The sequence below is a fragment of the Enterobacter mori genome, from assembly GCF_025244905.1.
Lineage (GTDB): Bacteria > Pseudomonadota > Gammaproteobacteria > Enterobacterales > Enterobacteriaceae > Enterobacter > Enterobacter mori_A.
Genome location: NZ_CP104285.1, coordinates 2,857,614 through 2,883,323 on the forward strand (window position 1 = coordinate 2,857,614; position 25,710 = coordinate 2,883,323).

A 25,710-nucleotide genomic window follows, 5' to 3' on the forward strand; every position below is an offset into this window, starting at 1 on the left:
CCGGGATCAAACTTGCTTATGCAAGAAGCACTTGAAAATTCGTTACACCAGGAAATCTGATGTAGAAACAACACTATCCTCAACGGATTTGTCTGACAAGCATATATTCTCCTGGCGAATATAATATTTTATACATGTGAATTTTAGTTATGAGCAGCAACATGCGCCGCGTGTGGGTTACGCAGGAACGATTCCGTCAAACCGCTCTCCCGACACAGTCTTTTTTAGGAATAATCTTAGAAAGCGCTCGTCAGCTATCAGGAGTCCTTATGCCTTCGCTTCAGAAGCCACTGCTGATTTTCACCGATCTGGATGGGACCCTGCTGGATATTCATACTTATGACTGGCAGCCTGCCGCCGCATGGCTGGAGCGGCTACAGGATAAACAGGTCCCCGTTATCCTTTGCAGTAGCAAGACGGCGGCTGAAATGCTCGACATCCAGCAGGAGTTAGGCCTGGAAGGACTGCCATTCATTGCGGAAAACGGGGCGGTCATTCAGCCTGATGTTCGCTGGGATCCTCCTGCCCGACGCATTACAGGGATGGCACATCATACGATTCGTCACGTCATCGAGCAGATCAGGCTGCAAACGCACGTTAAATTCACCACCTTTGACGACGTGAATGAACGGGTAATCGGTGAATGGACGGGACTGACGCCTTCCCGTTCGCTGCTTGCGCGCAGGCATGAAGCGTCCGTGACGTTAATCTGGCGCGACAGCGATGCGCAAATGACGCGCTTTGAAGAGGCGCTGGAACCGCATGGCTTGCAGTGTGTGCAGGGGGCAAGATTCTGGCACGTCCTGGACGCGCGCTGCGGCAAGGATGTGGCGGTAAAATGGCTTACTGAACAGTATCGTCTGCAGGAGCGTGTTGCGTGGACATCACTTGGGCTGGGCGATGGTCCCAACGATGCCTCGCTGTTAGACAGCGTCGACTTTGCGGTAGTGGTCAAAGGCATTAACCGCCAGGGCATTTCGCTGCAGAACGATAGCCCAGAACGGGTTTATCACACCCAGCTTCCCGGTCCCGCGGGCTGGCGCGAAGGGCTCGATCACTTCTTGTTGTGATCGCGCCAGACGACGCAGTTGCGTCCCCCCTGCTTTGCCTCATACAACCGCGCATCGGCAATGGACTGCAGCTGCTCAAAATTATAGTTACCCCTCTCCTGCGCGCTGCTGACGCCCAGTGAGGCACTGATGCGCAGAGTGACGCACTTCTTAACCAGAATCTCTTTGCTGTCGATACGTGCGCGGATCCGCTCAGCAACATTTGCCGCTTCCTCAAGCGTCAGGCCAGGGAGCACGACACAAAACTCCTCGCCACCCACACGGCCGCCCACGTCATTGGTGCGCAGCGCACTCGCAATCAATCCTCCGGCGTGCGACAACACTTTATCCCCTGCCTGATGCCCGAAGCGGTCATTGATGCCCTTGAAATGGTCCAGATCGATCTGGATGACAGAAAACGGCAGGGACTGCTGCTGGCATTGCTTCGCAAGGGCTTTCGCCCGTTCAAACAGCGCCCCACGATTATTCAGGCGGGTCAGCGGATCGTGCCAGGCCTGCCACTGAAGCGAGTGTTGAAGCGTATACATATTGCTGACCATACGCCGGATCACGAGCCAGGAGATCAGCAGCATGGCGGTGAAGAGTGCCCAGAGTAGCGCCAGCACAATACTGATGCTGCCGAAATCCCCGCGAACCCCCTCATGTAGCGTATGCACGCGCAGGACTACGCCCTCAAAATGATCGAGCCGTTCCCAACTGATAAAGCGGCTCCCCAGACGAATCCCCCCCTCCGTGTCGGACTGGATAGCGTGAGCTATCTGCGCCAGCTCGCTTTCATCGAAGTGGTTAACCTTGCTTTCAGGTGATTCTGAGGTCGCAATCATATTGAGGCGCGTGTCGTAAAGCTGGTATTCACCTTCTGTATGGCTGTCCATGGCCTCCATCAGCAGCTGTTTCATCGTGTCAACGCTGATATCCATCGCCACCACGCCATACCAGTAATGGTCGTAATAGATCGGCACGCTGGCAGTAATAAGCCGCTTGTTCCCGATATATGACGACGGAGGCGAAATAAACCAGCGAACGGCACGTGCGCGGTTTTCACGCTCAGACTGCTGTGAAAACCAGGGCTGCGTGACCAGCTGATAATAGCGGGGAGAAATATCTCTCGGTTGTACAGGCGTATCGGTCGCTATAAAGAACCCTGCGCGGGAAACATACAGCACCCGCTCCATGTTACTGCTGTGCGATGACGCCAGACGCAGGAGGTACCCCACTTCGAGGGCAGCAGAGAGTTCGTTTGCCAGGCGCTCGTTATCACGGTTGAGCAGTGTGGTTTTTTCAACAAACGCATCGGACACACCGTTGATGGGTAACGTGCGATTTTCGTCCACCGCAATTTGCCAGTTTGTGGTGTTCCGCAGGGTATTAAAACGCGTCACCGCATTGTGCAGCACACCGAATGCCAGCGGTGTTTGCAGCGCATCGCGCATGCTGTGACGGAAGAAAAGCATTTTATCGACGTTGTACTGCAACTGCCTGTCCATGGCATTTGCGACCGTTTCCAGATGGTTACGCTGGCTGGAGATATAGGCATCTTCCAGTACCACCACTTCACGCCAGGTGAGGAGCGTGGAAAAGACCAGGACAATAATAAAGCAGAGATTAACAATCAGGCCGGGATTGCTACGCTGATGCAGCCATTGCTGAAGAGATCGTTTTACAACATAGGTATCGCGCTGCACACACACTCCCTGGATGCCACATAAAAACGCCCGGCGAACCGGGCGTTAGAGTGATTAAGCCTTCTCGCGATGTTGCCGTCCGTCCCCCGGCTGAAGCTCGTCTTCACGAAACGCTTCCCGCTTGATGCCATAACCATCATGCCACCGGCACTCCACCATACCACTGGAATAACCTGTGACAATCATACGCGGACCACCGTTCTTCGGCTTAACTTCATCACTGACCAAAAAGACCATACCCGCCTCCTGTATCAGGGTGAAACTTTTTCAATTTAGACGAGGAATGGCCTTTTTGCATCCCTGGTCGGGTAGCAATTAGTGCGAGGCTCCACGCATTTTTTCGACTGCTTTTACGGCAGCGACCACGATGGCGCCAATGATAAAGCCCAGCACCAGGTTCAACAGCGTCGGCAAAATAGCGGCGACAATCGCCCCCTGCGCCGAGGCAAAATGCTCAATCGCATGGTGCAGCGGTGCAATACCGTGCACGACAATCCCGCCGCCGACGAGGAACATGGCCAGCGTACCCACGACCGACAAACTTTTCATCAGCCAGGGGGCCAGCGTCAGCAGGCTTTTACCGATACCGCGTGCTACCGCGCTCGATTTCTCCTCCAGCCAGTAGCCGATATCATCCAGCTTGACGATAAGCCCCACCAGGCCGTAAACGCCCACGGTCACCAGAATCGCAATGCCGGAAAGCACCATAACCTGATTGACCAGCGGTGCTTCTGACACAATACCCAGCGTAATCGCCACGATTTCGGCCGAGAGAATAAAGTCGGTGCGGACAGCCCCTTTCACTTTATCACGTTCGAACGTCATAGGATCCTGAGCGGCAAGGGCCTCCAGACGCTGCTGGCGCACCTCTGGCGTGTCGCTCTCTTTACGTGAGGCAAAAGAGTGCAGGACTTTCTCGACCCCCTCGAAGCACAAAAATGCGCCGCCAATCATCAGCAATGGCGTGATGGCCCAGGGGATAAAGGCGCTGATCAACAACGCGAGCGGAACGAGGATCACCTTATTGATAAAGGACCCCTTCGCCACGCTCCATACCACCGGCAACTCCCGGTTAGCCTTTACGCCAGTGACCTGCTGCGCGTTCAGCGATAAATCATCCCCCAGTACACCGGCGGTCTTTTTGGCCGCCAGTTTTCCCATGACCGAGATGTCGTCCAGCAAGGTGGCAATGTCGTCCAGTAATGTTAATAAGCTACTTCCTGCCAAAATCTCTATCCTTCTTTTTTTGCTAATTAAGTGAATAGTATGGAACAAAACCGCACACCCGGAAACAGGCACCTGACGTCAACAAAAAATTCACATTCAGACCACAATTAAAGCACTCGCCAGACCGATAGTTTTGACGTTTACTATGAGCGAACTTTTTATTTCGACGTGAGGGACTATGCGTTTCCGGCAACTATTACCGCTCATTGGAGCACTTTTTTCGCTGTATATCATCTGGGGATCCACCTATTTTGTCATTCGAATCGGTGTGGAAAGCTGGCCCCCGTTGATGATGGCAGGGATCCGCTTCTTCTCTGCGGGCGTATTGTTGATAACGTTTTTGCTGCTGCGCGGCCACAAGCTTCCCCCACTCCGCCCGCTGCTCAACGCGGCCCTGATTGGCTTTCTGTTGCTGGCCGTTGGGAATGGTGCCGTGACCGTGGCGGAGCACCAGAATGTACCGTCCGGGATAGCCGCCGTGGTGGTGGCCACCGTCCCGCTGTTTACCCTCTGCTTTAGCCGCCTGTTCGGTATCCGCACCCGCAAGCTGGAATGGCTGGGGATCGGCATCGGGCTTGCGGGGATCATCCTGCTCAACAGCGGTGGCAACCTGAGCGGAAATCCATGGGGTGCGCTGCTGATCATGGTTGGCTCCATGAGCTGGGCGTTTGGCTCCGTCTACGGTTCGCGAATTGAACTGCCGTCCGGCATGATGGCAGGCGCGATTGAGATGCTCGCCGCGGGTATCGTGCTGCTGATTGCCTCGACGCTGATGGGCGAGAAACTGACAACGATGCCGGACCTGTCTGGCTTCCTGGCCGTGGGGTATCTGGCACTCTTTGGCTCCATTATTGCCATTAACGCCTATATGTTCCTGATCCGCAATGTCTCCCCGGCCGTCGCCACCAGCTACGCATACGTGAACCCGGTAGTCGCCGTGCTTCTCGGTACCGGTTTTGCGGGAGAAGTGTTATCTACGGTTGAATGGCTGGCGCTGGGTGTGATTGTTTTTGCGGTGGTGCTGGTGACATTGGGCAAATATTTGCTGCCTGCGAAACCGGTCGTCACGCCGTGCGAGGTGGAGAAACCTTAATCCCCTGCGTATCGATCTGCGCGGCCTCAGCGCCGCCGCAGATCCACTCTTCCAGCCGCTCTGTCAGGTCCAGATCGCTCAATTTTAGCCTGCCGCGCAGGGCGCACTCCCACACCACTAATACCCGCCAGCCCTGAGAAAGAAGCGTCGCCATATCGCGTTTATCCCGTTCTACATTCTTGCCTATCTTCTCCAGCCAGAAATCGGTTCGCGTTGCGGGAACCTTGAACAGGTAGCAGTTGTGATGGTGCCAGAAACAGCCGTGGGTAAAGATAATGCACTGCCAGGCGTCGAGGATGAAATCGGGACGCCCGGCGAGCGCGGCATCCTGGACGCGAAAATCAAAACCGGCCTGCGTCAGTAATCCCGCCAGCCGTTTTTCAATGGCTGTATCACGCGTGCCGATGGCACGCATGTTTTTACTGCGCGTCGCTTTATTGTGTACGTCCGTCATTGACGGCCTCGCTCTGACGCAGCGCCACAGCCTGTTTAATGCGTGAGGCCAGCAGTTTTGCCACCGCCGCAAACACGGGCACCACCACCGAGTTACCGAACTGGCGGTAAGCCTGGGTATCTGACACCGGGATACGGAAACTGTAACCCTGCGGCGACTCAAACCCCATCAGCCGCGCACACTCACGCGGGGTTAAGCGACGTGGGCGGTGGCGTTGATTCTGCGGATCGTCAAAGTCTTTTTCACCCAGCGCTTTATCCCAGCCTCTGTCGATAAGGATCTCTGCACCATCTTTGTAATAACGCGCCGACAAGGTACGGGTCACGCTGTCTGGATTCGTTGGGTTCACCATGCCAAAACCGAACCCATTGCCTTTGGCCTGGTGCTTTTTGGCATAACGGTAGAGGTATTTCCACAGTACCGGCGTCAGGATAAATTTGGCGTCAACGGCGGGCTCCAGCAGATCGGCCACGCTCGGTCGGCGCGCCGGATATAGCGACGGGATATCCCGCAGGGTGAAATCCCCTTTCAGATTGAGGTCCCGGCGGAAACCTACCAGCACGATACGTTCGCGATGCTGCGGCAGGAAATATTTACCGTCGATGATTTTCGGATCGTCTGCGCCCATGTCCTGCGCATCGGCCACGTCGTAGCCCAGTTCATCCAGCGTTTGCATAATGATACGGAAGGTTTTCCCGCCATCATGGCTTTTTAAGTTTTTGACGTTTTCCAGCACAAAAATAGCCGGACGACGGGCATCAATAATTCGGACCACGTCAAAAAACAGCGTGCCCTGGGTATCACAGGCAAACCCGTGGGCGCGTCCCAGGGCATTTTTTTTCGACACCCCGGCGAGCGAAAAAGGCTGGCACGGGAAGCCTGCCAACAGCACGTCGTGCTCAGGAACGGTTTGCCGAATATGCTCTGCGGCCTCTTCATCGCTGACGCCGCTTTTGTGGCTTAGGGTCACATCGCGGATGTCAGCGTTGAAATGGTGTTCATCAGGATCGCAATACCAGTTGGCCTTATAGGTACGCACCGCGTGTTTATTCCACTCGCTGGTAAACACGCACTGTCCGCCAATGGCTTCAAAACCGTGGCGGATGCCGCCAATACCGGCGAACAGATCGATAAAGCGGAACGCATAGTCTGGATGCGCGGCGGGAGGACGCGGCAGCAGATTTTGCAGATAACGGAACTCGCCGTCGCTCATGCGGAGCCCTGCCCTGTCGCTTATCAGCAGCCTTTTGAGTATTGCCGGACTCCAGTGACTCTCGCCGTGGGCCGCCAGCTGGTTGGCGAGGGTCTTAACATCATAGATATCCAGCAACTGCCGCAGTAATGCCTGCACGGCTGCCGTTGATTTTTCAGCCTGCGCTGGCGCGGGCTCAATCACTGATCGTATTTCCTGCATTCTCTTAACCGGGCAATAAAGACTGGAGACAGATTACCACAGTTTACCGGCTCACACTCCGACGGAAGCGGCTCAATACCTGGCCATCCAGCCCCAGGCAGTCGCCCTGCAGTTCAGCGCTCAGCTTCGCCATAAACTGGATTAGAAAATCAGCGTTATGTCGGGCAAGCTCACGCCCCACTTCGGTTTGCATCGTCTCAGGCAGGCGCAGCAGCTTCGTCTGGAAGTGATCGAGGGCGAAGGCTTTGTCGTCGACATCACGGGAATTCGCAAACGGATCGCGCGCATCAAACAGTGCGACACCCAGCGCACCGGATACGGCAAAAACGCGCGCCAGACCGATAGCGCCTAAGGCTTCCAGCCGGTCGGCATCCTGGACGATTTTGGCCTCGGGACTTTGTGGCGCAATCCCGGCGCTGAAGCTGTGCGCTTCAATGGCGTGTTCCACCGCGGCATACCTGTCTGGCGGAAAGTCCGGGAAATCGCGCTGCAAAATATCATGCGTTTTACGCGCCGCCAGCCGTGAGGACTGGCTGCGTTCGGGATGATTTTTCGGCATGCTGACAATGTCGTGAAAGTAGCAGGCAGCCATTACCACCAGCGGGTCAGCGTTGTAATGAGGCATTATTTTCTGCGCCGTCATCCAGACGCGACGAAAGTGTGAAATATCATGCGCAGTGTCGTCGGAAGCGTGATGTCCATCAAGCCAGGATTCGAAGCGCTGTTGCCACTGAGTGAGTTCCATCATCCTTTTCTGTTACGAAAAATGAGGGTGAATTATAACATAGTCAAATTTAATTAATTGAAAAATAGACGCACGAAATACTTAATAATAATTACCCACTATATTTTCAATCAATTAATTCACATGAAAAATAAAGAGATTGTTAGAAATAATTTGCAATATTTTTACCAATTTAATTACATTTATTTTTGAACCAAATTACCCAGCCATAGAATAGTATCAAATACGTAATTACGGAGGGTGATTACATATATTCATGTAAATTATTTTTAAAGGGAATATATAATGAAAAGAAAAGTTCTGGCAATTCTTGTACCCGCATTATTAATGGCTGGCGCAGCAAATGCAGCTGAGATGTACAACAAAGATGGCAACAAAGTCGACCTGTACGGTAAAGTCGATGCCCGTCATACCTTCTCAGATAACGCGGGCGACGACGGCGATGAAACCTATGTGCAGATTGGTTTCAAGGGCGAAACACAGATTACCAACGACCTGACGGGTTATGGCCAGTGGGAATATAAAACCTACGCTAACGATACCGAAGGTGCGGGTGATACCTCTTTTAACCGTCTGGCCTACGCGGGCCTGAAATACGCTGATTTCGGTTCCTTTGATTATGGCCGTAATTACGGCGTCGTGTATGACGTTGAAGCCTGGACCGATATGCTGCCAGTATTTGGTGGCGATTCCTATACCTGGACTGACAACTATATGGTTGGCCGTACTAATGGTGTGGCGACCTATCGTAATAATGATTTCTTCGGTCTGGTTGATGGTCTGAATTTTGCGCTGCAGTATCAGGGCAATAATGAAGGCGGTCCACACGAAGATCAAAACGGTAATAATATCGACGTTCAGGAAGGCACTAAAAACGGTCACGACGACGTGCGCTTCCAGAACGGTGACGGCTTCGGCATGTCCACCACCTATGATTTCGGTTTCGGTCTGACGCTGGGTGCAGCCTACTCTTCCTCTGACCGTACCAACGAGCAGGTTGCCTATGGCGCAGGCAGTTACAACCGCTTCAGCAAATACGCAGGGGGTGACCGCGCAGAAGCCTGGACCGTTGGCGCGAAATATGATGCTGAAGGCGTCTACCTGGCGATGATGTATGCGGAAACCCGCAACATGACCCCATACGGTAATGACGGCATTGCTAATAAAACTCAGAACTTTGAAGCCGTAGCACAGTATCAGTTCGACTTCGGCCTGCGTCCATCCCTGGCATGGGTATACTCTAAGGGCGTTGATCTGGGTGGCAACGACTATCACCCAGGCAATGGGTATGACTATGTGGATCAGGACCTGGTTAACTACATTGACCTGGGTATGACCTACAGCTTCAACAAGAACTTCTCCACCTATGTCGATTATAAAATCAACCTGCTGGACGAAGATGACGCGTTCTACAACGACAACGGCATCGCGACCGACGACATCGTTGGCGTAGGCATGACCTACCAGTTCTAACCTCCAAAAATACTCAAGCCCGCATTCGCGGGCTTTTTTTATGCAACGGTGAAATGTTATGGCGCTTCCTGCAACGCCACGCGAATAAACCCGTTATTCTGCGCCAGCAGTTCATGCGCCTTCCAGGCATCCAGCCCTGTCAGTACCATCAACACCGCCGTTTTGCAGTTATGGTTACAGCTCTCGAGCGCCGCCTTCGCTTCAGTCCGGGTGCATCCGCCCGCTTCCATCACTATCGCGATTTGCCGTTCAGACCATTTGGTGCTGGTTGCCTCCAGATCCACACGCAGGTTGCTGTAGACTCGCCCGGTCCTCACCGCCAGCCCTGTGGTCACCATATTGAGGATCATTTTTTGCGCGATCCCCGCTTTGGCATTGGCGTATCCCGCCACCACATCAGGCCCCAGTTCAGGCGCAATCACCCTACTCGCTAGCTGTGCCGCCTCACTTTGCGCATCACCTGTAATCACCGCGACCGGTGAACCCAGCGACCATGCATGTCGCATGGCTCCCCATACCCACGGCGTTTTTCCGCTGACGGTCACCGCCAGCATCATGTCGTGCTCGCCAAAGTTAAGCGCCTGCAGGTCGGCGACGCCGCGCTCGTAGCTTGCCGCATCACCGTCCGTCGTAATGGCGATAACGGGATGTTTACCCGGCGCATACTCATCAGCCGCCTGCCTTGCGATACGTCCTGAGGGCCCCGCGCCAACGAGCGCCAGCCGCCCGCCATGACTGAGCGTAGCCGCAGCGTTATCCACCACGTGCGCAATCGTTGTTAAGAAAGGGGTAATAGCAGAAGAGATTTGTGCATCATCCTGGTGAATGACGTTCAGCATATCCAGCGTGGACAATCTGTCGATATTCATCGTGCTGGCGTGCCGTCTTTCCTTGACCGAACCGGTAAGCATAATGCTCATAAACAGCCTCCTTATTATGAGTACCCACACACTATAAAGCGTTTTATATAGGTCACATGAGAGGAGGGTCACGAAAAGAGGACCAAACGCATGCTTTTACATGGCTTTAAGAAAAGCGCGTCATCAGCGATAATTACCTCTTTATAATCATCGCGGAGTGTTGATGAGCGATTTGCAGCCCTTCCCCCTGACGCGCAAGCGCCCTATGAAACTGAACACCCTCGTCACGTTGATGGTGTGCGCGATTATCGGTTCCGTGCTGCTGGTGGTCTTTGCGCTCTATTCAGTGCAAATCACCCGTGCGACCCGCGATGATGTCAAAGACACCGCGCTCGGCATTGCTCGCACCCTTGCGGACAGCCCTGAAGTCAAACGCGGCCTGATGCAGGCGCCCCAGGCGGATATTATTCAGCCCCTCGCCCAGGCGGTGACAAAGCGTAACGATCTGCTGTTTACGGTGGTCACTGACATGCGCGGGATCCGCTACTCTCACCCGAACGAAGCGCTGCTGGGGCTACATTTTATCGGCGACGATTTAACACCTGCGCTGGAAGGTAAAGAGAATGTCTCCGTCAACCGAGGCGCGCTCGCCGAAGCGCTGCGCGTTTTTACGCCCGTCTATGACGCGCAGCAAGAGCAAATCGGCGTGGTGGTGGTAGGCATCTCCCTCAATAAAGTTGAAGAGCAAATCACCCGCGGGCGACTTAACGCCCTCTGGACCGTGTTATTCAGCATATTAATGAGCTCGCTGGCGATCTGGGGTCTGGTCCGCGTGCTCAAACGCATCCTGTTTGGGCTGGAGCCGTACGAGATTTCCGCGCTGTTTGAACAACGTCAGGCGATGCTGCAGTCGCTCCGGGAAGGCGTTCTGGCGGTAGATATTCACGGGCGCGTGACGATGATTAACCACACTGCCAGAGAGATTTTGCTCCTGCCGTCGGGTAAGCAGACTGAAAACGCCAGCGAACCGCTGCTGGCGAGCCTGCGCGAAGTGTCAAAAAGCGGGATTGCGCGTCAGGATCAGGAGATCAGCTGCAACGGACGGTTATTGCTCTGTAACATGGTGCCCGTTAAAAGCCAGAATCGGGTGATCGGGGCGATCAGCACCTTCCGCGATAAAACGGAAATTAGCCAGCTGATGCAGCGAATCGATGGGATGGTCAACTACGTCGATGCCCTGCGCGCCCACACTCATGAATTTATGAATAAACTGCACGTGATCCTTGGCCTGCTGAATATTAAGCGCTATGACAAACTGGAGGAGTACATTCTCCAGACGGCGCATAATTACCAGATGGACATTGGCACCATCCAGAGCAAAGTCAAATCACCGGTTATCGCAGGCTTTTTGCTGGGTAAAATTCAGCGAGCCAAAGAAGCAGGCATCACGCTCACGCTGGCAGATGAGTGCCAGATACCGGATACCGCGAATGAAGAGCAGGTTGCGGTGCTGGTCACCGTGCTCGGTAACTTAATTGAAAATGCACTGGATGCAATGGAAGGCCAGCCAGAAGGCGAAATCACTCTGCTGTTACACTATCAAAATGGCTGGCTCAGCTGCGAAGTCAGCGACGATGGCCCCGGTATCAATCCGGTTCAGCTGGAGGCTATTTTTACAAAGGGCTTCTCAACGAAAGGTGAAAATCGGGGCGTTGGGCTGTTCCTTGCACGTCAGCAAATCCAGAATCTGGGCGGCGATATCACCGTCGAATCTGAGCCTGGCGTATTTACCCAATTTTTTGTTCACATCCCCTGGGATAGCGAGAGGAATATCGCGTGATAAATGTATTAATTGTCGATGATGATGCCATGGTAGCCGACCTCAACCGTCTGTACGTTAACCGTGTTGAAGGCTTTAGCTGCAGCGGCGTCGCCTCCACGCTCAACCAGGCCGAGGCCATGATCAATAACCCGAACCAGCCCGTCGATCTGGTGCTGCTGGATGTCTACATGCAGCAGGATAACGGGCTCGATCTCCTGCCGATCATCCGTGCGTCAGGCCGCCCGATTGATGTGATTATGATCTCGTCAGCGTCTGATGCGAACACTATCCAGACCTCCATGCATTACGGCGTAGTGGATTACCTGATCAAACCGTTCCAGTTCCCGCGTTTTGAAGAGGCGCTTAACGGCTGGAAGGCAAAGCGCAGCCTGATGGGGTCCCACCAGTATTATGAGCAGGCAGACGTGGACAGACTGATCCACGGCGGTGCGCCGGAACTCGCCGACAGTAAAAAATTGCCGAAAGGGTTAACGCCGCAAACGCTGCGCACGATCTGCCAGTGGATCGACGCGCACCCGGAGATGGAGTTTTCCACCGATGACCTGGCGAACGCGGTCAATATTTCGCGGGTGTCTTGCCGTAAGTATTTAATCTGGCTGGCGCAAATCAACATTCTGTTCACCAGCATTCACTACGGCGCGACCGGGCGTCCGGTGTATCGCTACCGGCTGCAGCCGGAGCAAACGGGGTTACTCAAACAGTATTGTCAGTAACGCGATAGCCTTTATCCAGCAGCGTGAAGCGGAAGTGGTGCATCGAGGAGATCACCACTTCTTTTGTTTTGGTCACAAAAATCGCTTCGATATCAGGACGAGCGCGCAGCGCAGCGCAGCCCTTTTCAACGCCCATGCCGTACATCAGCGTGGTCCAGATATCGCCATCGATGGAATCTTTCGACACGATGGTGACGCTGTCCAGCTCGTTGTCCAGCGGATACCCGGTACGCGGGTTGAGGATATGGTGATAGCGCCTGCCATTTTGTTCGAAGTAGCGCTCGTAAGTTCCCGAGGTCACGACGGATCGGTTCTCGACCGCCATAGCGCCAATCAGCGCATCACCGGCGAACGGTTTTTTTAACCCGACGCTCCAGCCCCCTTCCGGTGAGCCTAAGGTCTGGATGTTTCCGCCGAGATTAATCAGCCCCAGATCGGCGCCCTCTTTGTGCAGATAATCCCGTACCCTGTCGGCAATATAGCCTTTCGCAATGGCCCCCAGGTCAATCTCCATTCCCGCTCTCACCAGAAAGACGCTGCTGTTCGCTTCATTCAGCACCACATCCGCAGGATCGGTTATGCCCAGCAGTGCCGTAATTTCATCAGCAGGCGGAACGCTATCGCCGCGAAAGCCAATTTTCCAGCGTTTCACCAGCGGGCCGATGGCCAGGTTAAACGCGCTGTCTTTAAGCACGCTTGCCGCTTTCGCACAGCGAATCAGCTCAAACACCGGACGGCTGACGGCAACCGGATGCTGACCGGCCGCATGGTTGATATCCATCACCTGCGAATGCGCACGGTTAACGGTAAGCAGATCTTCGTACTGTTTGATCAGGCGAAACACGCGGGACGCGAGGGCTTCGTCATGGGAAAAGAGTTTGAGGAGGATGGGCGATCCCATCAGGACGGCGGAGTAGCTGTAAACGCGATGGTCATCAGGCATAGCATGAGTCCTCAGATGTAGCCCCGGCAAGCACCGCGCCGCCGGGGAAACAGGAGCCTTACCGCATTTTCGAACGCAGAGCCGCCTGATGTCCGGCAAGGGTACCAAAAATAATGATATCTGCCACTGCGTTACCGCCGATACGGTTACCGCCGTGGATCCCGCCGACCACTTCACCAGCCGCAAACGCCCCTGGCAGCACGTTGTGGTTGCTGTCCAGCACGCAGGTTTCGGTGTTGATGGTCACGCCGCCCATGGTGTGGTGCACGCCCGGGGCAATCTGAATGGCGTAGAACGGCCCTTCATTGATTGGGGCACGCAGCGCGGTGGTACGACCAAAATCATCATCGTGCTGTTTTTCAACGAAACCGTTGTAACGTTCCAGGGTCGCCAGGAAAGCGTGGTGATCCATACCCAGCGCTTCAGCCAGGGCTTTTGGCGAGCTGGCGCTGGTCACGAAACCTTTCGCGATGTACTCATCCGCCGCTTTATTTTTAGTGCGGACATGCTCATCAAAGACGATCCAGGCATATTTCTCTGGCAGAGCGATGATTTGCGCCGAGACTTTATCGCGGGTCGACATTTCGTTGTAGAAACGCTCCCCTTTCTGGTTCACCAGAATCGCACCGCCGCCGCGGATGGATTCGGAAATCAGATACGAGGTTTTCTGCTCAACGGTTGGGTGGATCTGGATTTCGCCCATATCCACGGTGCCTGCCCCGATGCGCTCCAGCAGCGCGATGCCGCCCCCCGTTGCCCCTTTATGGTTGGTAGTGACGAACCCTTCCAGGTCCGGACGGTATTTGACCACCATCTGGCTGTTGGCGCTGAAACCGCCCGTCGCCACAATCACGCTTTTGGTGGCTACGGTGAGCGTTTCGTTCTCTTCGGTAGTCAGGCGCACGCCGGTCACTTCACCGTTCTCGAAGATAATGTCGCTGACGGAGGTATCCAGCATCACGTCGATGTTGCGTTTGTTGACGTTACGCACCAGGCCGCTGATCAGGTAACCCCCTACCGCAGAGCCGTCTTTTGGACGGTGCGTACGGTCGATGCTCATCCCGCCGGTAGTGGTGATGTCGTTAAGCATAATGCCGCGCGTTGCCAGCCACTCGATGGCTTCTGGCGCATTTTCCACAAAGCGACGCAGCAGTTCCGGGTTGTTCTTGTTGCCGCCGCCTTTCAGGCTCTCCTGGTAGAACAGCTCTTTGCTGTCCTGAATGCCTTTCACGCGCTGGAAGCGGGTTTCGGCGGCGTTCATCCCGGCAGAGGCTTTGATGGTGTTCCCGCCGATGGTTGGCATTTTCTCGACGATCAGCACGCTTGCGCCTTCGTCGTGAGCCTGAATCGCTGCCGCAAGACCTGCACCGCCGCTACCGATCACCACCACGTCCACACATTTGGTTTCGTTCGGGTCAACGCCCTCTTCTGCCGCCAGCGCTTTGCTGGATTTCAGCATCGCTTTGGATACGGCTTTCTTCACCGCTTCGCTCTGGCTGGTTGCGCCGGTGATGGCATCCACGTGCGGGGTGTTAGCGTCCAGAATGCGGGTACGGATCTCTTCAAAGCTGGTCACAAACTCAACGTCTTCACCCGGGCCAGAGGCCAGTTCGATGTCGGCAATGCGGTCGGTTTCGAGGCTGACGTTAATCACCAGCTCGTTGGCATCGTCCTGCACTTTCTCAGTGAAGGTGCCTGGTTTGAATTTAGATTCCCCCATGCTCATGTCGCGGATCATCGCTTCCACCAGCGAGAAGCGCCACAGCGGTTCAGGGATGCTCAGCGCCTCGCGCTGGGTGCTGTCCATAAACAGCTCAAGGCTTTCGCCCGCTGCGATGCGGTCGGTCCAGTCAGGGTACGCAATGGTCGCACGACCAACGGCAATCAGATCGTAACCATGGTCCAGCGCTTCATTGACGTCAGCGGCATTCACCACGCCGCCCACGCCCATCACCGGCACCTGCGCCAGCGTTTCAGAACGCATCGCGCAGTATTTTTCGATAAGCGGCGTTGGGTCCTGGGTGTCGACAATGGAAGGACGCAGGGTCGCGCCGACGGAGAAGTGCAGATAGTCCACGCCGCGCGCCGCCAGTTTTTCCAGCAGGTACATGGTGTCGTCAAAGCGAATGCCGGGGACTTCCATCTCTTCTGGCGAGAAGCGATAGCCAATGATAAACGCGTCGTCCGCGTACTGGCGCACCATTTTGTGGGTGATATCCAGCACGGCCAGCGGGAATTTCGCGCGGTTATCGCGGCTGCCGCCCCACTCGTCGTCACGCTGGTTTGAATTCGGAGAGTAGAACTGTTGAATCAGATAGGTGTTTGCCCCGTGGATCTCCACACCGTCGAAACCGGCCTGAATGGCGCGGCGCACGGCTTCACCAAACTTGCCGATCATGCCTTCCACTTCTGCAGCGGTCAGGGCTACCGGCGTTGCGGCACCTTCACGTGGTGCGGCAACGGCGCTTGGGCCAACCGGCGTGCGGCCACCGATCAGTTTTGGGTCGACCATGCGGCCGCCGTGGTAGATCTGCAGCAGGGCTTTAGAGCCTTTAGATTTAATCGCCTCCGCGATTTTCGCCAGCCCGGCGATTTTTTCGTCGTTATCGATGCCGATTGCGCCCGGGAAGGCAAGGCCGAGATCGTCAACAAAGCAGCACTCGACAATAATGGTCCCGATGCTGCCAGAACGCGCCCGATAGTACTCCACCAGCTCGCTGGTGACAGTGCCATCATAGTAGCCCGTACAGGTTGTCATGGGAGCCATTAACAAACGGTTTTTCAGTTCAGTGCCATTCGGTAATGTGAAGGGGCTTAGAATACGTTCGTTAGTGCTCATAATAAAAACTCCAAACTTTAAAAATTAAGAATTCGTTATCGGGCTCAGTTTTATTTCGCGTTTTTATGCCGATGTCATGATAGTAATATAATGATTTTTTTAGTTTCTAAAGTTATTACGTTAGTTAAAAAACTATTTAATCCCCTCGATAACATTAATAACACATTGGTGTTAGCAACAATAATTCATCTGTTCACAATAATTTAAAATTCGTTAAAATAGAAATGGTCTTACCATGGAACCAAAGGCAACACAAAACAAATAATATCAACAACTTAACATGAGAAGTATTTTTATTATGTTATCAGATTGATAAATTAAATCTTAATAAAGCATAATACCCACATACGCCTGAGTGGTTATTAAAAAAAGAATAAAAATAAGACGGCAATTCTGTTTTCTTGATCGCGATCAATAGTCATGGCATCCAAAGGCGCAATATATAAACATCATATTTTTTAATTTAACGCACACCAACATGCGTTAAACCTTTATTTCAGAAACGACAAAAACGCACCTTAAATAACTAAATAAAGCAAAAGAAACTAAAGAAATCGAATTTGTCATTTCAGCATAAAAAGCATTCTTAACAACTTAAGACGTGAAACTATGAATACAAAAACTGCTGTAACGCCTCCTGTGGCGAATCAGGCATCAAATGGAAAAGCAAAACGACTGCTTATGATGGCGCTGCCCATCGTTGTCGCCGTACTGCTGCTGTTTGTTCCCGTTCCTGAAGGGTTGCCGCCTTACGCATGGCACTACTTCGCTATCTTTGTTGGCGTGATCGTGGGTTTGATCTTCGAACCGCTGCCGGGTGCGGTGATCGGTCTGACCGGCGTGGTCGCCATTGCCCTCTGCAGCCAGTGGGTACTCTTCAGTCCGGAACAGCTGGCTGACCCGAAATTCAAGCTGGCAGGTGCCTCCTTTAAGTGGGCGGTGAGCGGTTTTGGTAACTCAACCGTCTGGCTGATCTTCGGTGCCTTCATGTTTGCCGCAGGCTATGACAAAACCCGCTTCGGCCGCCGTCTGGCGCTGATTCTGGTGAAGTACCTGGGCCGTCGCAGCCTGACGCTCGGTTACGCTATCACCTTCGCGGACCTGCTGCTGGCACCGTTTACCCCGTCCAACACCGCACGTAGCGGCGGGACTATCTACCCCATCATCGCTAACCTGCCGCCGCTGTACGGTTCAAAACCTAATGACCCAAGCGCGCGTAAGATTGGTTCATATCTGATGTGGGTGGCGATCACTGCGGCCTGTATCACCAGTTCGATGTTCCTTTCTGCTCTGGCACCTAACCTGCTGGCGCTGGCGCTGGTGAAAAGCACGGTTGGGATTGATATCTCCTGGGGGACCTGGTTCCTCGCCTTCCTGCCGCTGGGCGTGCTGCTGATTCTGACCATGCCGCTGCTGGCCTACTGGTTCTACCCGCCAGAAGTTAAAGTGAACAACGAAGTGCCGCTGTGGGCGACCCGTGAACTGGAGAAACTGGGCAAACTGTCGCGCAACGAAATCCTGCTGCTGGTGTTCGTATGCTGCGCGCTGATGATGTGGATCTTCGCTGCCGCGTGGATTGAACCTGCAATGGCTGCCCTGCTTATCGTTGGCCTGATGCTGTGGACCGGCGTGCTGGAGTGGAACGATATCACCGGTAACAAAGCCGCATGGAACACCTTCGTCTGGTTCGCCACGCTGGTAGCGCTGGCGGATGGCCTCTCCTCCACCGGCTTTATTAGCTGGCTGGGTAAAGAGGGTGGTCTGTTAATGAGCGGTATCTCGCCGGGTGTGGCTACCATCGTGCTGCTGCTGGCGTTCTACCTGCTGCACTACCTGTTTGCCAGCACCACCGCGCACACCACGGCGCTGCTGCCAGCGATGCTGACCATCGCCTCCACCATCCCGGGCATGAATATGGAAGTGTTTGTTCTGCTGATGGTGACCTCGCTGGGCGTGATGGGGATTATCACCCCGTACGGTACTGGCCCAAGCCCGATTTACTACGGTAGCGGCTACCTGCCAACCAAAGACTACTGGCGCCTCGGCACCATCTTCGGTGCCATCTTCCTGGCGGCCCTGCTGCTGATTGGTTATCCGTGGATGTCCATGATGTTCTGATTCCTGACCGCCGGGCTAATCCTCCGGCGGTTTTATTTTTTTGGAGCAAGCTATGTCAAACAAACAGTTTTTTTATCAAGACCCCTTCCCTCTCGCGCATGACGACACCGAATATTACCTGCTGACTAAAGAGCACGTTTCCGTTGCCGAATTCGACGGTCAGGACGTGCTGAAAGTGGAGCCAGAAGCCCTGACCCTGCTGGCGCAGCAGGCCTTCCACGATGCTGCGTTTATGCTGCGCCCTTCCCATCAGAAGCAGGTCGCCGCCATTCTTAACGACCCGGAAGCCAGCCAGAACGACAAATACGTTGCCCTGCAGTTCCTGCGTAACTCTGAAATTGCCGCAAAAGGCGTGCTGCCAACCTGTCAGGATACCGGCACCGCGATCATCATGGGCAAAAAAGGCCAGCGCGTCTGGACCGGCGGCGGTGACGAAGCGGCCCTGAGCCAGGGCGTGTATAACACCTACATCGAAGATAACCTGCGCTACTCGCAGAATGCGGCGCTGGATATGTATAAAGAGGTGAATACCGGCACCAACCTGCCCGCGCAGATTGACCTCTACAGCGTGGACGGGGACGAGTATAAATTCCTGTGCATGGCGAAAGGCGGCGGTTCCGCCAACAAAACCTATCTCTACCAGGAAACCAAAGCGCTGATCACTCCGGCGAAGCTGAAAAACTACCTGGTTGAGAAGATGCGCACCCTGGGCACCGCAGCCTGCCCGCCGTACCACATTGCCTTTGTTATCGGCGGCACCTCAGCGGAAGCCACGCTGAAAACCGTTAAACTGGCTTCCACCCGCTACTACGATGCGCTGCCAACCGAAGGCAACGAACACGGTCAGGCGTTCCGTGATGTTCAGCTCGAACAGGAACTGCTCCAGGAAGCACAGAACCTGGGTCTGGGCGCGCAGTTTGGCGGCAAATACTTTGCCCACGATATTCGCGTGATCCGCCTGCCGCGCCATGGTGCCTCCTGCCCAATCGGCATGGGCGTCTCCTGCTCCGCTGACCGTAATATCAAAGCGAAAATCAACCGCGACGGGATCTGGATTGAGAAGCTGGAACACAATCCGGGCCAGTATATTCCTGAGTCCCTGCGTCAACAGGGGGAAGGAGAAGTGGTCAGCATCAATCTCGACAAGCCGATGAATGAGATCCTGGCGCAGCTTTCCGCGCACCCGGTCTCCACCCGCCTGTCGCTGAACGGCACCATCATCGTGGCGCGCGATATCGCCCACGCGAAGCTGAAAGAACTGCTCGACAACGGGGAAGAACTGCCGCAGTACGTTAAAGATCACCCGATTTACTACGCAGGCCCGGCGAAAACGCCAGAAGGTTACGCGTCTGGCTCACTCGGCCCGACCACCGCGGGACGTATGGACTCCTATGTGGACTTACTGCAATCCCACGGCGCGAGCATGATCATGCTGGCGAAAGGTAACCGCAGCCAGCAGGTAACGGACGCCTGCCATAAACACGGCGGCTTCTACCTCGGCAGCATCGGCGGCCCGGCAGCGGTACTGGCGCAAAACAGCATCAAGAGCCTGGAGTGCGTGGCGTATCCTGAGCTGGGTATGGAAGCCATCTGGAAAATTGAAGTGGAGAACTTCCCGGCCTTTATCCTGGTGGATGACAAAGGCAACGATTTCTTCCAGCAAATCCAGAACAAACAGTGCAAAGGTTGCTCACAGCGCTGAGCGTTTCCATAGTGCCGGCAGCAGCGACAACGTATCATTGATCCTCTCGCGCTTGTCGCTGCCCGGCTTCCAGATGGTCACTATCGTCTGACTAATCCCCTGGCTGCCCACTTCCGTGTGCAGCCTTTTTACCTTTTTCCACTCCTGCGCCTGAAAATGGGTCGGCAGAAATCCCCAGCCGCACCCTTGCTCCAGCAGACCGCGTAACATTTCCAGATCATTTGTAAAAAGGGTATGTCCGGAGATTTGCAAACGACGCGCAACCGGCTCATCAGATGCCGCATGCATGATGACCTGCGGCACCAGAGAGAGGTCGAGCAGCGAAAGCGGCGATGTACTCTCGCAAAAAAGCGAGGTCGCGGCGTAAAAGTCCATATCAATCGCCCCCAGCGCCCGCCACTCCATCTCATTGCCTACGCTGCGATTGCGCGCCTGGCAGATACCTAAATCCGCCTCTCCGCTCGCCAGCATGGCTTCCGCCTCGTCACGCGACGCGCTGGTCAGGCTCAGGCGTATGTTTTGGGTTGCCATGTTTTCTATCAGCGCCTGCAGAAAATCCCGGGGAGTGAAAGGATCGTAAACGAGGGAAATGTCCTGCGTCGCGCTGTCCGGAACCGCTCTGGCAAAAGCCTCAAAGGCCCTGACCTGCCGCATCAGCAGGTGCGCCTGTCGCTGGAGCTGCTCCCCTTCCGGCGTTAATTGCAGGTGGCGTCCCTCGCGCAGGAACAGGGCATAGCCCAGACCGTCCTCCAGAAAATCGATCAGATCGCGCAGGGTGGTGCGATCTTTTCCGAGCTTGCTGGCCGCCTTCATCAGGCTGCCGTGCTCAGCCACGGCGGTGAACGCCTCAAGCTGGGCAAACGAATACATCAATGTCGCCACACCACACTCCCGTTAATTTACGGGGGGATTTTCCCCCATAACGCGTTTTTTATTATAGGCCGCGGGTTCTTAAACTGAAGTCCTTCCTGAGCCAAACGAGATACATATGAAAATCAAAACAAACCGCACGCTGCTCGCGGCGCTGGTTGTCAGCAGCCTGCTCTCGCCCGCCGTCATGGCGGCCTGCAACGGTACCGACCTCACTACCTGTCCGGCACCTTTCGATGCCAAACTGCCGGATGCGCATACCATGCTGACCTGGAGCCAGTCCGACCGCGTCGTGGGCTTTCGTAATGACTACCGCAACTATGCGGGAGACGTGTTCCGCCACGGCAACGCTACGCCGCTGCTGGCGGCAGACAAACCGCTCACCGATGCCCGCTACCAGGTTAACGGCAAGACCTGGAACCTTCAGGATTACCTGAAACGCCAGAACGTCAGCGGTATGCTGGTGCTGAAGAACGGCAAAGTGGCCTATAAATATCTGGGTGAAGGCAATACCGACTCCACGCTCTGGACCTCACGTTCCGTGGGCAAATCCGTGGTCTCGGCGCTGGTTGGGGTCGCGATCAAAGAGGGCAAAATTCGCTCCCTTGATGACCTCATCACCCAATACGAACCGGATTTGAAAGCCACCGCATGGGACGGCGTGACGCTGAAAGAGCTCACCACCCACACCTCCGGCGTGGCGTGGAATGAAGACTATACCGACCCGAAATCGGACTTCGCTCAGCTGACCCAATGTGAAGCGAAACCGGGAACCTATGACTGCGTGCGCACGCTGGTGAAAGGGTTACATCGCGAACACCCGGCGGGCGAAAACTGGTCATACTCCTCGGGCGGCGCATGGCTACTGGGTGACGTGCTTGAACGCGCCACCGGCATGACGCTTGCGGCGTATCTGGAGAAAAGCATCTGGCAACCCTACGGGATGGCGAGCGACGGCGTATGGCATGCCTACCGCAAGGGCCAGCACGACGTCGGCGCCCACGGCTTTAACGCCACGCTGGAAGACTGGGGCCGCTTCGGGGAATTTATCCTGCATAACGGTACGCTTCCCTCAGGCAAACAGATCCTGCCTGACGGCTGGGTGAAGGAGTCCGCAGACTGGACGCAGGCAACGGGATCGGTGTCGAAGGCGCACCCGCAAGGGTTGTACGGCTATCAGTGGTGGAACAACGAGGTGCCCGCTACGGCCACAGACGTTAAGCCAGCGGTGCAGGACTCCCTGAAAGATTCACTGTGGGCGCTGGGGATTTTTGGCCAGATGATTATGGTGAATCAAAAGGAAAACCTGGTGATCGTCCAGTGGTCCACCTGGCCGCAGGCGGAACCGTCATTCAGCGCCCAGCCGCTGGAAGCGTCGCTGATGTTTAGCGCGATAGCGAACGCGCTACGCTGAATAGAATAAGCCAGGCCCAGCCTGGCTTATCTTCTGCGCAATGTCACAAAACAGGGATATCAGCCACTTAGCAGAATGCGGTGAATGAAAAATCAATTAATTGTTAAGTTATTGTTAGAAACGTAAATCCTGGTCAACGTCCTGTCATTGATGCACGCCACGCATCAGTTCATGCGCGATTTGCGCTTATTAATTTCCGTTTAATGAGCCAGTTTTCAGAAACAGACGGACAACACGTCAATAATAAACTGGAGACTACGATGATTTCCTCAACCCCACCTGCAACCGTTCGCGCAAGAGCGGGCGCGATACTTCGCGTCACCTCCGGCAACTTCCTTGAGCAATTCGATTTTTTCCTGTTCGGGTTTTATGCCACCTACATTGCGCATACCTTCTTCCCGGCGAGCAGTGAATTTGCCTCGCTGATGATGACCTTCGCCGTCTTCGGCGCGGGCTTTTTGATGCGCCCCATCGGGGCAATCATGCTCGGCGCGTATATTGATAAGGTTGGCCGCCGCAAAGGGCTGATCGTCACGCTGTCGATTATGGCGGCGGGAACCTTCCTGATCGTGCTGATCCCCTCCTATGAGAGCATCGGCCTGTGGGCGCCGCTGCTGGTGCTGATAGGGCGCTTGCTGCAGGGCTTTTCCGCCGGGGCGGAGCTTGGCGGGGTGTCGGTCTATCTGGCGGAAATCGCCACGCCGGGCCGCAAGGGCTTTTATACCAGCTGGCAGTCCGGCAGCCAGCAGGTGGCGATTATGGTGGCGGCGGCAATGGGCTTTGCCCTGAACGCACTGATGGAAGAGAGTGCCATCCGCGAATGGGGCTGGCGCATTCCGTTCCTGTTTGGCTGCTTAATCGTGCCGTTTATTTTTATCCTGCGCCGCAGGCTTGAAGAGACGGAAGCGTTTCGCGCGCGCCGCCACACGCTGGCGATGCGTCAGGTCTTTACCACCCTGCTGGCGAACTGGCCGGTTGTGGTTGCAGGCATGCTGATGGTGGCGATGACCACCACCGCGTTCTATCTGATCACCGTCTACGCGCCGACCTTCGGCAAAAAAGTGCTGATGCTGAGCGCCTCTGACAGCCTGCTGGTCACGCTGCTGGTGGCGATCTCTAACTTTATCTGGCTGCCGGTGGGCGGCGCGCTGTCGGACCGCTTCGGACGCAAACCGGTACTGATTGCCATGACGCTTCTGGCGCTGGCGACCAGCTACCCGGCGCTGACGCTGCTGGCGCAGTCCCCAAGCTTCTCCATGATGCTGAGCGTGCTGCTGTGGCTCTCTTTCCTGTACGGCCTGTATAACGGCGCGATGATCCCGGCGCTGACGGAGATCATGCCCGTTGAAGTGCGCGTGGCCGGTTTCTCGCTGGCGTACAGCCTCGCTACCGCTGTCTTCGGCGGGTTTACGCCGGTCATTTCGACGGCGCTGATTGAGTACACCGGTGACAAAGCCTCCCCGGGGTACTGGATGAGCTTCGCGGCGGTCTGCGCCATGCTGGCAACGCTCTATCTCTACCGTCGCAGCGCGCTGCATCTGCAAACAGCCCGTTAATCCGGAGAGGATGATATGCACACATTTATGCGTTCAGGACTGACCGGGCTGGTATTGCTGGCAACCAGCGCAGCGGCGCTGGCCCAGGAGGTGACCGTTATGATCTCGGGCGGTTTTAAAGCCGCCCTGGAAAAGCTCGCGCCAGAGTATGAAGCCAAAAGTGGCGACCGCATTGTGCTGATCCCGGGGCCATCCATGGGACAAACGCCCCAGGCCATCCCCAACCGCCTGGCGCGCGGAGAAAAAGCGGACGTGGTGATTATGGTCGGGGATGCGCTGGCGCATCTGGCGAAGGACAGGATGGTCAAAGAGGGCTCGCGCGTTGAGCTGGCGGATTCGCCCGTCGGCGTGGTGGTGAAAGCAGGCTCGCCGGTGCCGGATATCGCCACGGAGGCCACCCTGCGCCAGACCCTGCTGAAGGCGAACGCTATCGCATACTCCGACAGCGCCAGCGGGCGGTATGTGCAAACTCAGCTGTTTAAAAAACTGGGGATTGAAGAGCAGGTTGCGGGAAAAGCGCACAAGGTTGAGCGGATCCCGGTCGCGTCGGAAGTGGCAAAAGGGAAGTACAGCATCGGGCTCCAGCAGGTGAGCGAGCTGCTGCCTGTTCCGGGGATAACCTTTGTCGGCAAGCTCCCGGATAATCTGCAATACATTACCCGTTTTGCCGGTGCAGTGACGGCCCACGCGGATCATCCCTCAGAGGCAAAAGCGCTGCTGGATTACCTCGCGTCAGCCAGCGCGCGGGAGACGATAACCGCTACCGGGATGATCCCCGTCGCTACGCCGCGCGATAGCGCGCGGTAATCAGCGTTTCCAGCTCGGCGGCAATCCATGACTGAATACGCCCGCTGCGCCGAATCAGCCCGACGGTGCGTTTGACTTCGGGTTCGGTCAGCGGGATCTGCGTCAGAATCGAATGTTCAGCGTTCGGCATTGACATCGCGGGGACGGCCGCAATGCCAATCCCCGCCTCCACCATCCCCAGCATCGTGGTGACGTGGCGCGTTTCACAGATCCCCGGACGCTCGGGCTTCATGTGGCCGAGCATCTGGTCGAGCAGGTTGCGGTTTCCGGAGGTGATATCCAGGCTGATGTAATCCTGCTGAAAAAACGCCTGCCAGGTCAGATTCTTACGCCCCGCCAGCGGATGATCGCGACGGCATGCGGCAACGTACACATCCTCCACCAGCGGAATGAACGCGATCTCCGGCTGCAGGCTTCTCGCAAAGCAGATACCAAAATCCGCCTGACCGCTGGTCACCGCCTCAATGACATTCCCCGCGCTGCTGTCGATAAGCTTAATGCGCACGCGTGGATAGCGGCTGTGGAACTGGCGGATAACCTCGGGCATAAAATGACAGGCAGCCGAAGGCACAGTGGCGACGGTGATCAGCCCGGTGCGCTCCTCGCTCACCTTGTCGATATCGGCCAGCATCGACTCCACGTTTTCCAGAAGCACCCCACAGCGCTCGGCAAAGGTTTGCCCGAAGAGCGTCAGCGTCACGCGCCGGGTGGTTCTGTCGAACAGTTTGGCCCCCACTGCCGCCTCCAGCTTTTCGATGCGGCGGCTTAAGGCAGACTGAGAAATGCAGATAGATTCTGCCGCAATACGGAAATTACCGTATTCCACCAGGGCTCTGAAGGCGTAAAGATCGTTGAGGTCGAAATTGACGGGCATACTTTCTGGC

The 25,710-nt window shown here is 55.4% G+C and carries 21 protein-coding genes; 10 read left to right on the top strand and 11 right to left on the bottom strand.

Annotated elements, in window-relative coordinates; translation table 11 throughout:
- Positions 1-269 precede the first annotated feature (269 nt).
- On the top strand, positions 270-1,070 hold the full coding sequence (locus tag N2K86_RS13535; RefSeq protein ID WP_260658924.1) for a mannosyl-3-phosphoglycerate phosphatase-related protein: 801 nt from the start codon (positions 270-272) through the stop codon (positions 1,068-1,070).
- Here the strand turns inward: N2K86_RS13535 and dgcQ are convergent.
- The 3 genes from dgcQ to N2K86_RS13550 form a co-directional block, all read right to left on the bottom strand.
- A complete protein-coding gene (gene dgcQ, locus N2K86_RS13540) occupies positions 1,055-2,755 on the bottom strand; it encodes a cellulose biosynthesis regulator diguanylate cyclase DgcQ (RefSeq protein ID WP_260658925.1) in 1,701 nt (566 codons plus the stop codon). The genes N2K86_RS13535 and dgcQ overlap by 16 nt on opposite strands.
- A 54-nt stretch (positions 2,756-2,809) precedes the next feature.
- Entirely contained in the window at positions 2,810-2,992 is a 183-nt protein-coding gene (locus N2K86_RS13545; protein ID WP_010432330.1) for a YodC family protein, read from the bottom strand.
- A 78-nt stretch (positions 2,993-3,070) separates the two neighbouring features.
- The gene (locus N2K86_RS13550; protein ID WP_260658926.1) at positions 3,071-3,982 is read right to left on the bottom strand and encodes a DUF808 domain-containing protein; all 912 of its coding nucleotides are present in this window, start codon (positions 3,980-3,982) and stop codon (positions 3,071-3,073) included.
- Positions 3,983-4,160: 178 nt separating this feature from the next.
- On the opposite strand from N2K86_RS13550, the gene yedA reads away from it, so the two are divergent.
- The gene (gene yedA, locus N2K86_RS13555) at positions 4,161-5,075 is read left to right on the top strand and encodes a drug/metabolite exporter YedA (protein WP_108417542.1); all 915 of its coding nucleotides are present in this window, start codon (positions 4,161-4,163) and stop codon (positions 5,073-5,075) included.
- On the opposite strand, the gene N2K86_RS13560 is transcribed toward yedA, so the two are convergent.
- The 3 genes from N2K86_RS13560 to N2K86_RS13570 form a co-directional block, all read right to left on the bottom strand.
- Entirely contained in the window at positions 5,047-5,529 is a 483-nt protein-coding gene (locus N2K86_RS13560) for a very short patch repair endonuclease (protein ID WP_260658927.1), read from the bottom strand. The genes yedA and N2K86_RS13560 overlap by 29 nt on opposite strands.
- A complete protein-coding gene (locus N2K86_RS13565) occupies positions 5,510-6,925 on the bottom strand; it encodes a DNA cytosine methyltransferase (RefSeq protein ID WP_313771647.1) in 1,416 nt (471 codons plus the stop codon). The genes N2K86_RS13560 and N2K86_RS13565 overlap by 20 nt, the downstream gene beginning before the upstream one ends.
- 61 nt (positions 6,926-6,986) lie before the next feature.
- Complete coding sequence (locus N2K86_RS13570; RefSeq protein ID WP_260661684.1) at positions 6,987-7,688, bottom strand: phosphohydrolase; 702 nt, start codon at positions 7,686-7,688, stop codon at positions 6,987-6,989.
- Positions 7,689-7,973: 285 nt separating this feature from the next.
- On the opposite strand from N2K86_RS13570, the gene ompC reads away from it, so the two are divergent.
- The gene (gene ompC, locus N2K86_RS13575) at positions 7,974-9,161 is read left to right on the top strand and encodes a porin OmpC (protein WP_260658929.1); all 1,188 of its coding nucleotides are present in this window, start codon (positions 7,974-7,976) and stop codon (positions 9,159-9,161) included.
- Between the two features lie 56 nt (positions 9,162-9,217).
- Here the strand turns inward: ompC and N2K86_RS13580 are convergent, their stop codons facing one another.
- On the bottom strand, positions 9,218-10,081 hold the full coding sequence (locus tag N2K86_RS13580) for an N-acetylmuramic acid 6-phosphate etherase (protein ID WP_260658930.1): 864 nt from the start codon (positions 10,079-10,081) through the stop codon (positions 9,218-9,220).
- 163 nt (positions 10,082-10,244) lie between these two features.
- On the opposite strand from N2K86_RS13580, the gene N2K86_RS13585 reads away from it, so the two are divergent.
- Together N2K86_RS13585 and dcuR are read left to right on the top strand one after the other, a co-directional pair.
- Complete coding sequence (locus N2K86_RS13585) at positions 10,245-11,861, top strand: sensor histidine kinase (RefSeq protein WP_260658931.1); 1,617 nt, start codon at positions 10,245-10,247, stop codon at positions 11,859-11,861.
- Positions 11,858-12,577 (top strand): two-component system response regulator DcuR, encoded by a 720-nt coding sequence (gene dcuR / locus N2K86_RS13590; protein ID WP_260658932.1) that lies wholly within the window; start codon positions 11,858-11,860, stop codon positions 12,575-12,577. The genes N2K86_RS13585 and dcuR overlap by 4 nt, the downstream gene beginning before the upstream one ends.
- On the opposite strand, the gene N2K86_RS13595 is transcribed toward dcuR, so the two are convergent.
- Complete coding sequence (locus tag N2K86_RS13595; protein ID WP_260658933.1) at positions 12,558-13,520, bottom strand: FAD:protein FMN transferase; 963 nt, start codon at positions 13,518-13,520, stop codon at positions 12,558-12,560. The two genes, dcuR and N2K86_RS13595, sit on opposite strands and share 20 nt — an antisense overlap.
- A gap of 58 nt (positions 13,521-13,578) precedes the next feature.
- Positions 13,579-16,359, bottom strand: coding sequence for a flavocytochrome c (locus tag N2K86_RS13600; protein ID WP_260658934.1), 2,781 nt, complete (start codon positions 16,357-16,359; stop codon positions 13,579-13,581).
- Positions 16,360-16,968: 609 nt separating this feature from the next.
- On the opposite strand from N2K86_RS13600, the gene N2K86_RS13605 reads away from it, so the two are divergent.
- Together N2K86_RS13605 and fumA are read left to right on the top strand one after the other, a co-directional pair.
- Positions 16,969-18,477: an anion permease gene (locus N2K86_RS13605; RefSeq protein WP_260658935.1), complete on the top strand. Its 1,509-nt coding sequence runs from the start codon at positions 16,969-16,971 to the stop codon at positions 18,475-18,477.
- Positions 18,478-18,529: 52 nt separating this feature from the next.
- On the top strand, positions 18,530-20,179 hold the full coding sequence (gene fumA / locus N2K86_RS13610; protein ID WP_260658936.1) for a class I fumarate hydratase FumA: 1,650 nt from the start codon (positions 18,530-18,532) through the stop codon (positions 20,177-20,179).
- On the opposite strand, the gene N2K86_RS13615 is transcribed toward fumA, so the two are convergent.
- Positions 20,168-21,049, bottom strand: coding sequence for a LysR family transcriptional regulator (locus N2K86_RS13615; protein WP_260661685.1), 882 nt, complete (start codon positions 21,047-21,049; stop codon positions 20,168-20,170). The two genes, fumA and N2K86_RS13615, sit on opposite strands and share 12 nt — an antisense overlap.
- 118 nt (positions 21,050-21,167) lie before the next feature.
- Between N2K86_RS13615 and N2K86_RS13620 the strand changes: the two genes are divergently transcribed.
- The 3 genes from N2K86_RS13620 to N2K86_RS13630 all read left to right on the top strand — a co-directional run bounded on the left by N2K86_RS13620 (position 21,168) and on the right by N2K86_RS13630 (position 24,826).
- On the top strand, positions 21,168-22,463 hold the full coding sequence (locus N2K86_RS13620) for a serine hydrolase domain-containing protein (RefSeq protein ID WP_260658937.1): 1,296 nt from the start codon (positions 21,168-21,170) through the stop codon (positions 22,461-22,463).
- A gap of 260 nt (positions 22,464-22,723) precedes the next feature.
- Entirely contained in the window at positions 22,724-24,019 is a 1,296-nt protein-coding gene (locus N2K86_RS13625; protein ID WP_260658938.1) for an MFS transporter, read from the top strand.
- Positions 24,020-24,034: 15 nt separating this feature from the next.
- Positions 24,035-24,826 (top strand): substrate-binding domain-containing protein, encoded by a 792-nt coding sequence (locus N2K86_RS13630; RefSeq protein ID WP_407065237.1) that lies wholly within the window; start codon positions 24,035-24,037, stop codon positions 24,824-24,826.
- Here the strand turns inward: N2K86_RS13630 and N2K86_RS13635 are convergent.
- On the bottom strand, positions 24,801-25,700 hold the full coding sequence (locus N2K86_RS13635) for a LysR family transcriptional regulator (protein ID WP_260658939.1): 900 nt from the start codon (positions 25,698-25,700) through the stop codon (positions 24,801-24,803). The two genes, N2K86_RS13630 and N2K86_RS13635, sit on opposite strands and share 26 nt — an antisense overlap.
- Positions 25,701-25,710: the final 10 nt, after the last annotated feature.

What these genes read in the sequence shown, in the direction of transcription:
- N2K86_RS13535 (WP_260658924.1), top strand. Translation starts at nt 270, where the DNA reads ATGCCTTCGCTTCAGAAGCCACTGCTGATTTTCACCGATCTGGATGGG.
- N2K86_RS13545 (WP_010432330.1), bottom strand. Translation starts at nt 2,992, where the DNA reads ATGGTCTTTTTGGTCAGTGATGAAGTTAAGCCGAAGAACGGTGGTCCG.
- yedA (WP_108417542.1), top strand. Translation starts at nt 4,161, where the DNA reads ATGCGTTTCCGGCAACTATTACCGCTCATTGGAGCACTTTTTTCGCTG.
- N2K86_RS13560 (WP_260658927.1), bottom strand. Translation starts at nt 5,529, where the DNA reads ATGACGGACGTACACAATAAAGCGACGCGCAGTAAAAACATGCGTGCC.
- N2K86_RS13570 (WP_260661684.1), bottom strand. Translation starts at nt 7,688, where the DNA reads ATGGAACTCACTCAGTGGCAACAGCGCTTCGAATCCTGGCTTGATGGA.
- ompC (WP_260658929.1), top strand. Translation starts at nt 7,974, where the DNA reads ATGAAAAGAAAAGTTCTGGCAATTCTTGTACCCGCATTATTAATGGCT.
- N2K86_RS13580 (WP_260658930.1), bottom strand. Translation starts at nt 10,081, where the DNA reads ATGAGCATTATGCTTACCGGTTCGGTCAAGGAAAGACGGCACGCCAGC.
- N2K86_RS13585 (WP_260658931.1), top strand. Translation starts at nt 10,245, where the DNA reads ATGAGCGATTTGCAGCCCTTCCCCCTGACGCGCAAGCGCCCTATGAAA.
- N2K86_RS13595 (WP_260658933.1), bottom strand. Translation starts at nt 13,520, where the DNA reads ATGCCTGATGACCATCGCGTTTACAGCTACTCCGCCGTCCTGATGGGA.
- N2K86_RS13600 (WP_260658934.1), bottom strand. Translation starts at nt 16,359, where the DNA reads ATGAGCACTAACGAACGTATTCTAAGCCCCTTCACATTACCGAATGGC.
- N2K86_RS13605 (WP_260658935.1), top strand. Translation starts at nt 16,969, where the DNA reads ATGAATACAAAAACTGCTGTAACGCCTCCTGTGGCGAATCAGGCATCA.
- fumA (WP_260658936.1), top strand. Translation starts at nt 18,530, where the DNA reads ATGTCAAACAAACAGTTTTTTTATCAAGACCCCTTCCCTCTCGCGCAT.
- N2K86_RS13615 (WP_260661685.1), bottom strand. Translation starts at nt 21,049, where the DNA reads ATGTATTCGTTTGCCCAGCTTGAGGCGTTCACCGCCGTGGCTGAGCAC.
- N2K86_RS13620 (WP_260658937.1), top strand. Translation starts at nt 21,168, where the DNA reads ATGAAAATCAAAACAAACCGCACGCTGCTCGCGGCGCTGGTTGTCAGC.
- N2K86_RS13625 (WP_260658938.1), top strand. Translation starts at nt 22,724, where the DNA reads ATGATTTCCTCAACCCCACCTGCAACCGTTCGCGCAAGAGCGGGCGCG.
- N2K86_RS13630 (WP_407065237.1), top strand. Translation starts at nt 24,035, where the DNA reads ATGCACACATTTATGCGTTCAGGACTGACCGGGCTGGTATTGCTGGCA.
- N2K86_RS13635 (WP_260658939.1), bottom strand. Translation starts at nt 25,700, where the DNA reads ATGCCCGTCAATTTCGACCTCAACGATCTTTACGCCTTCAGAGCCCTG.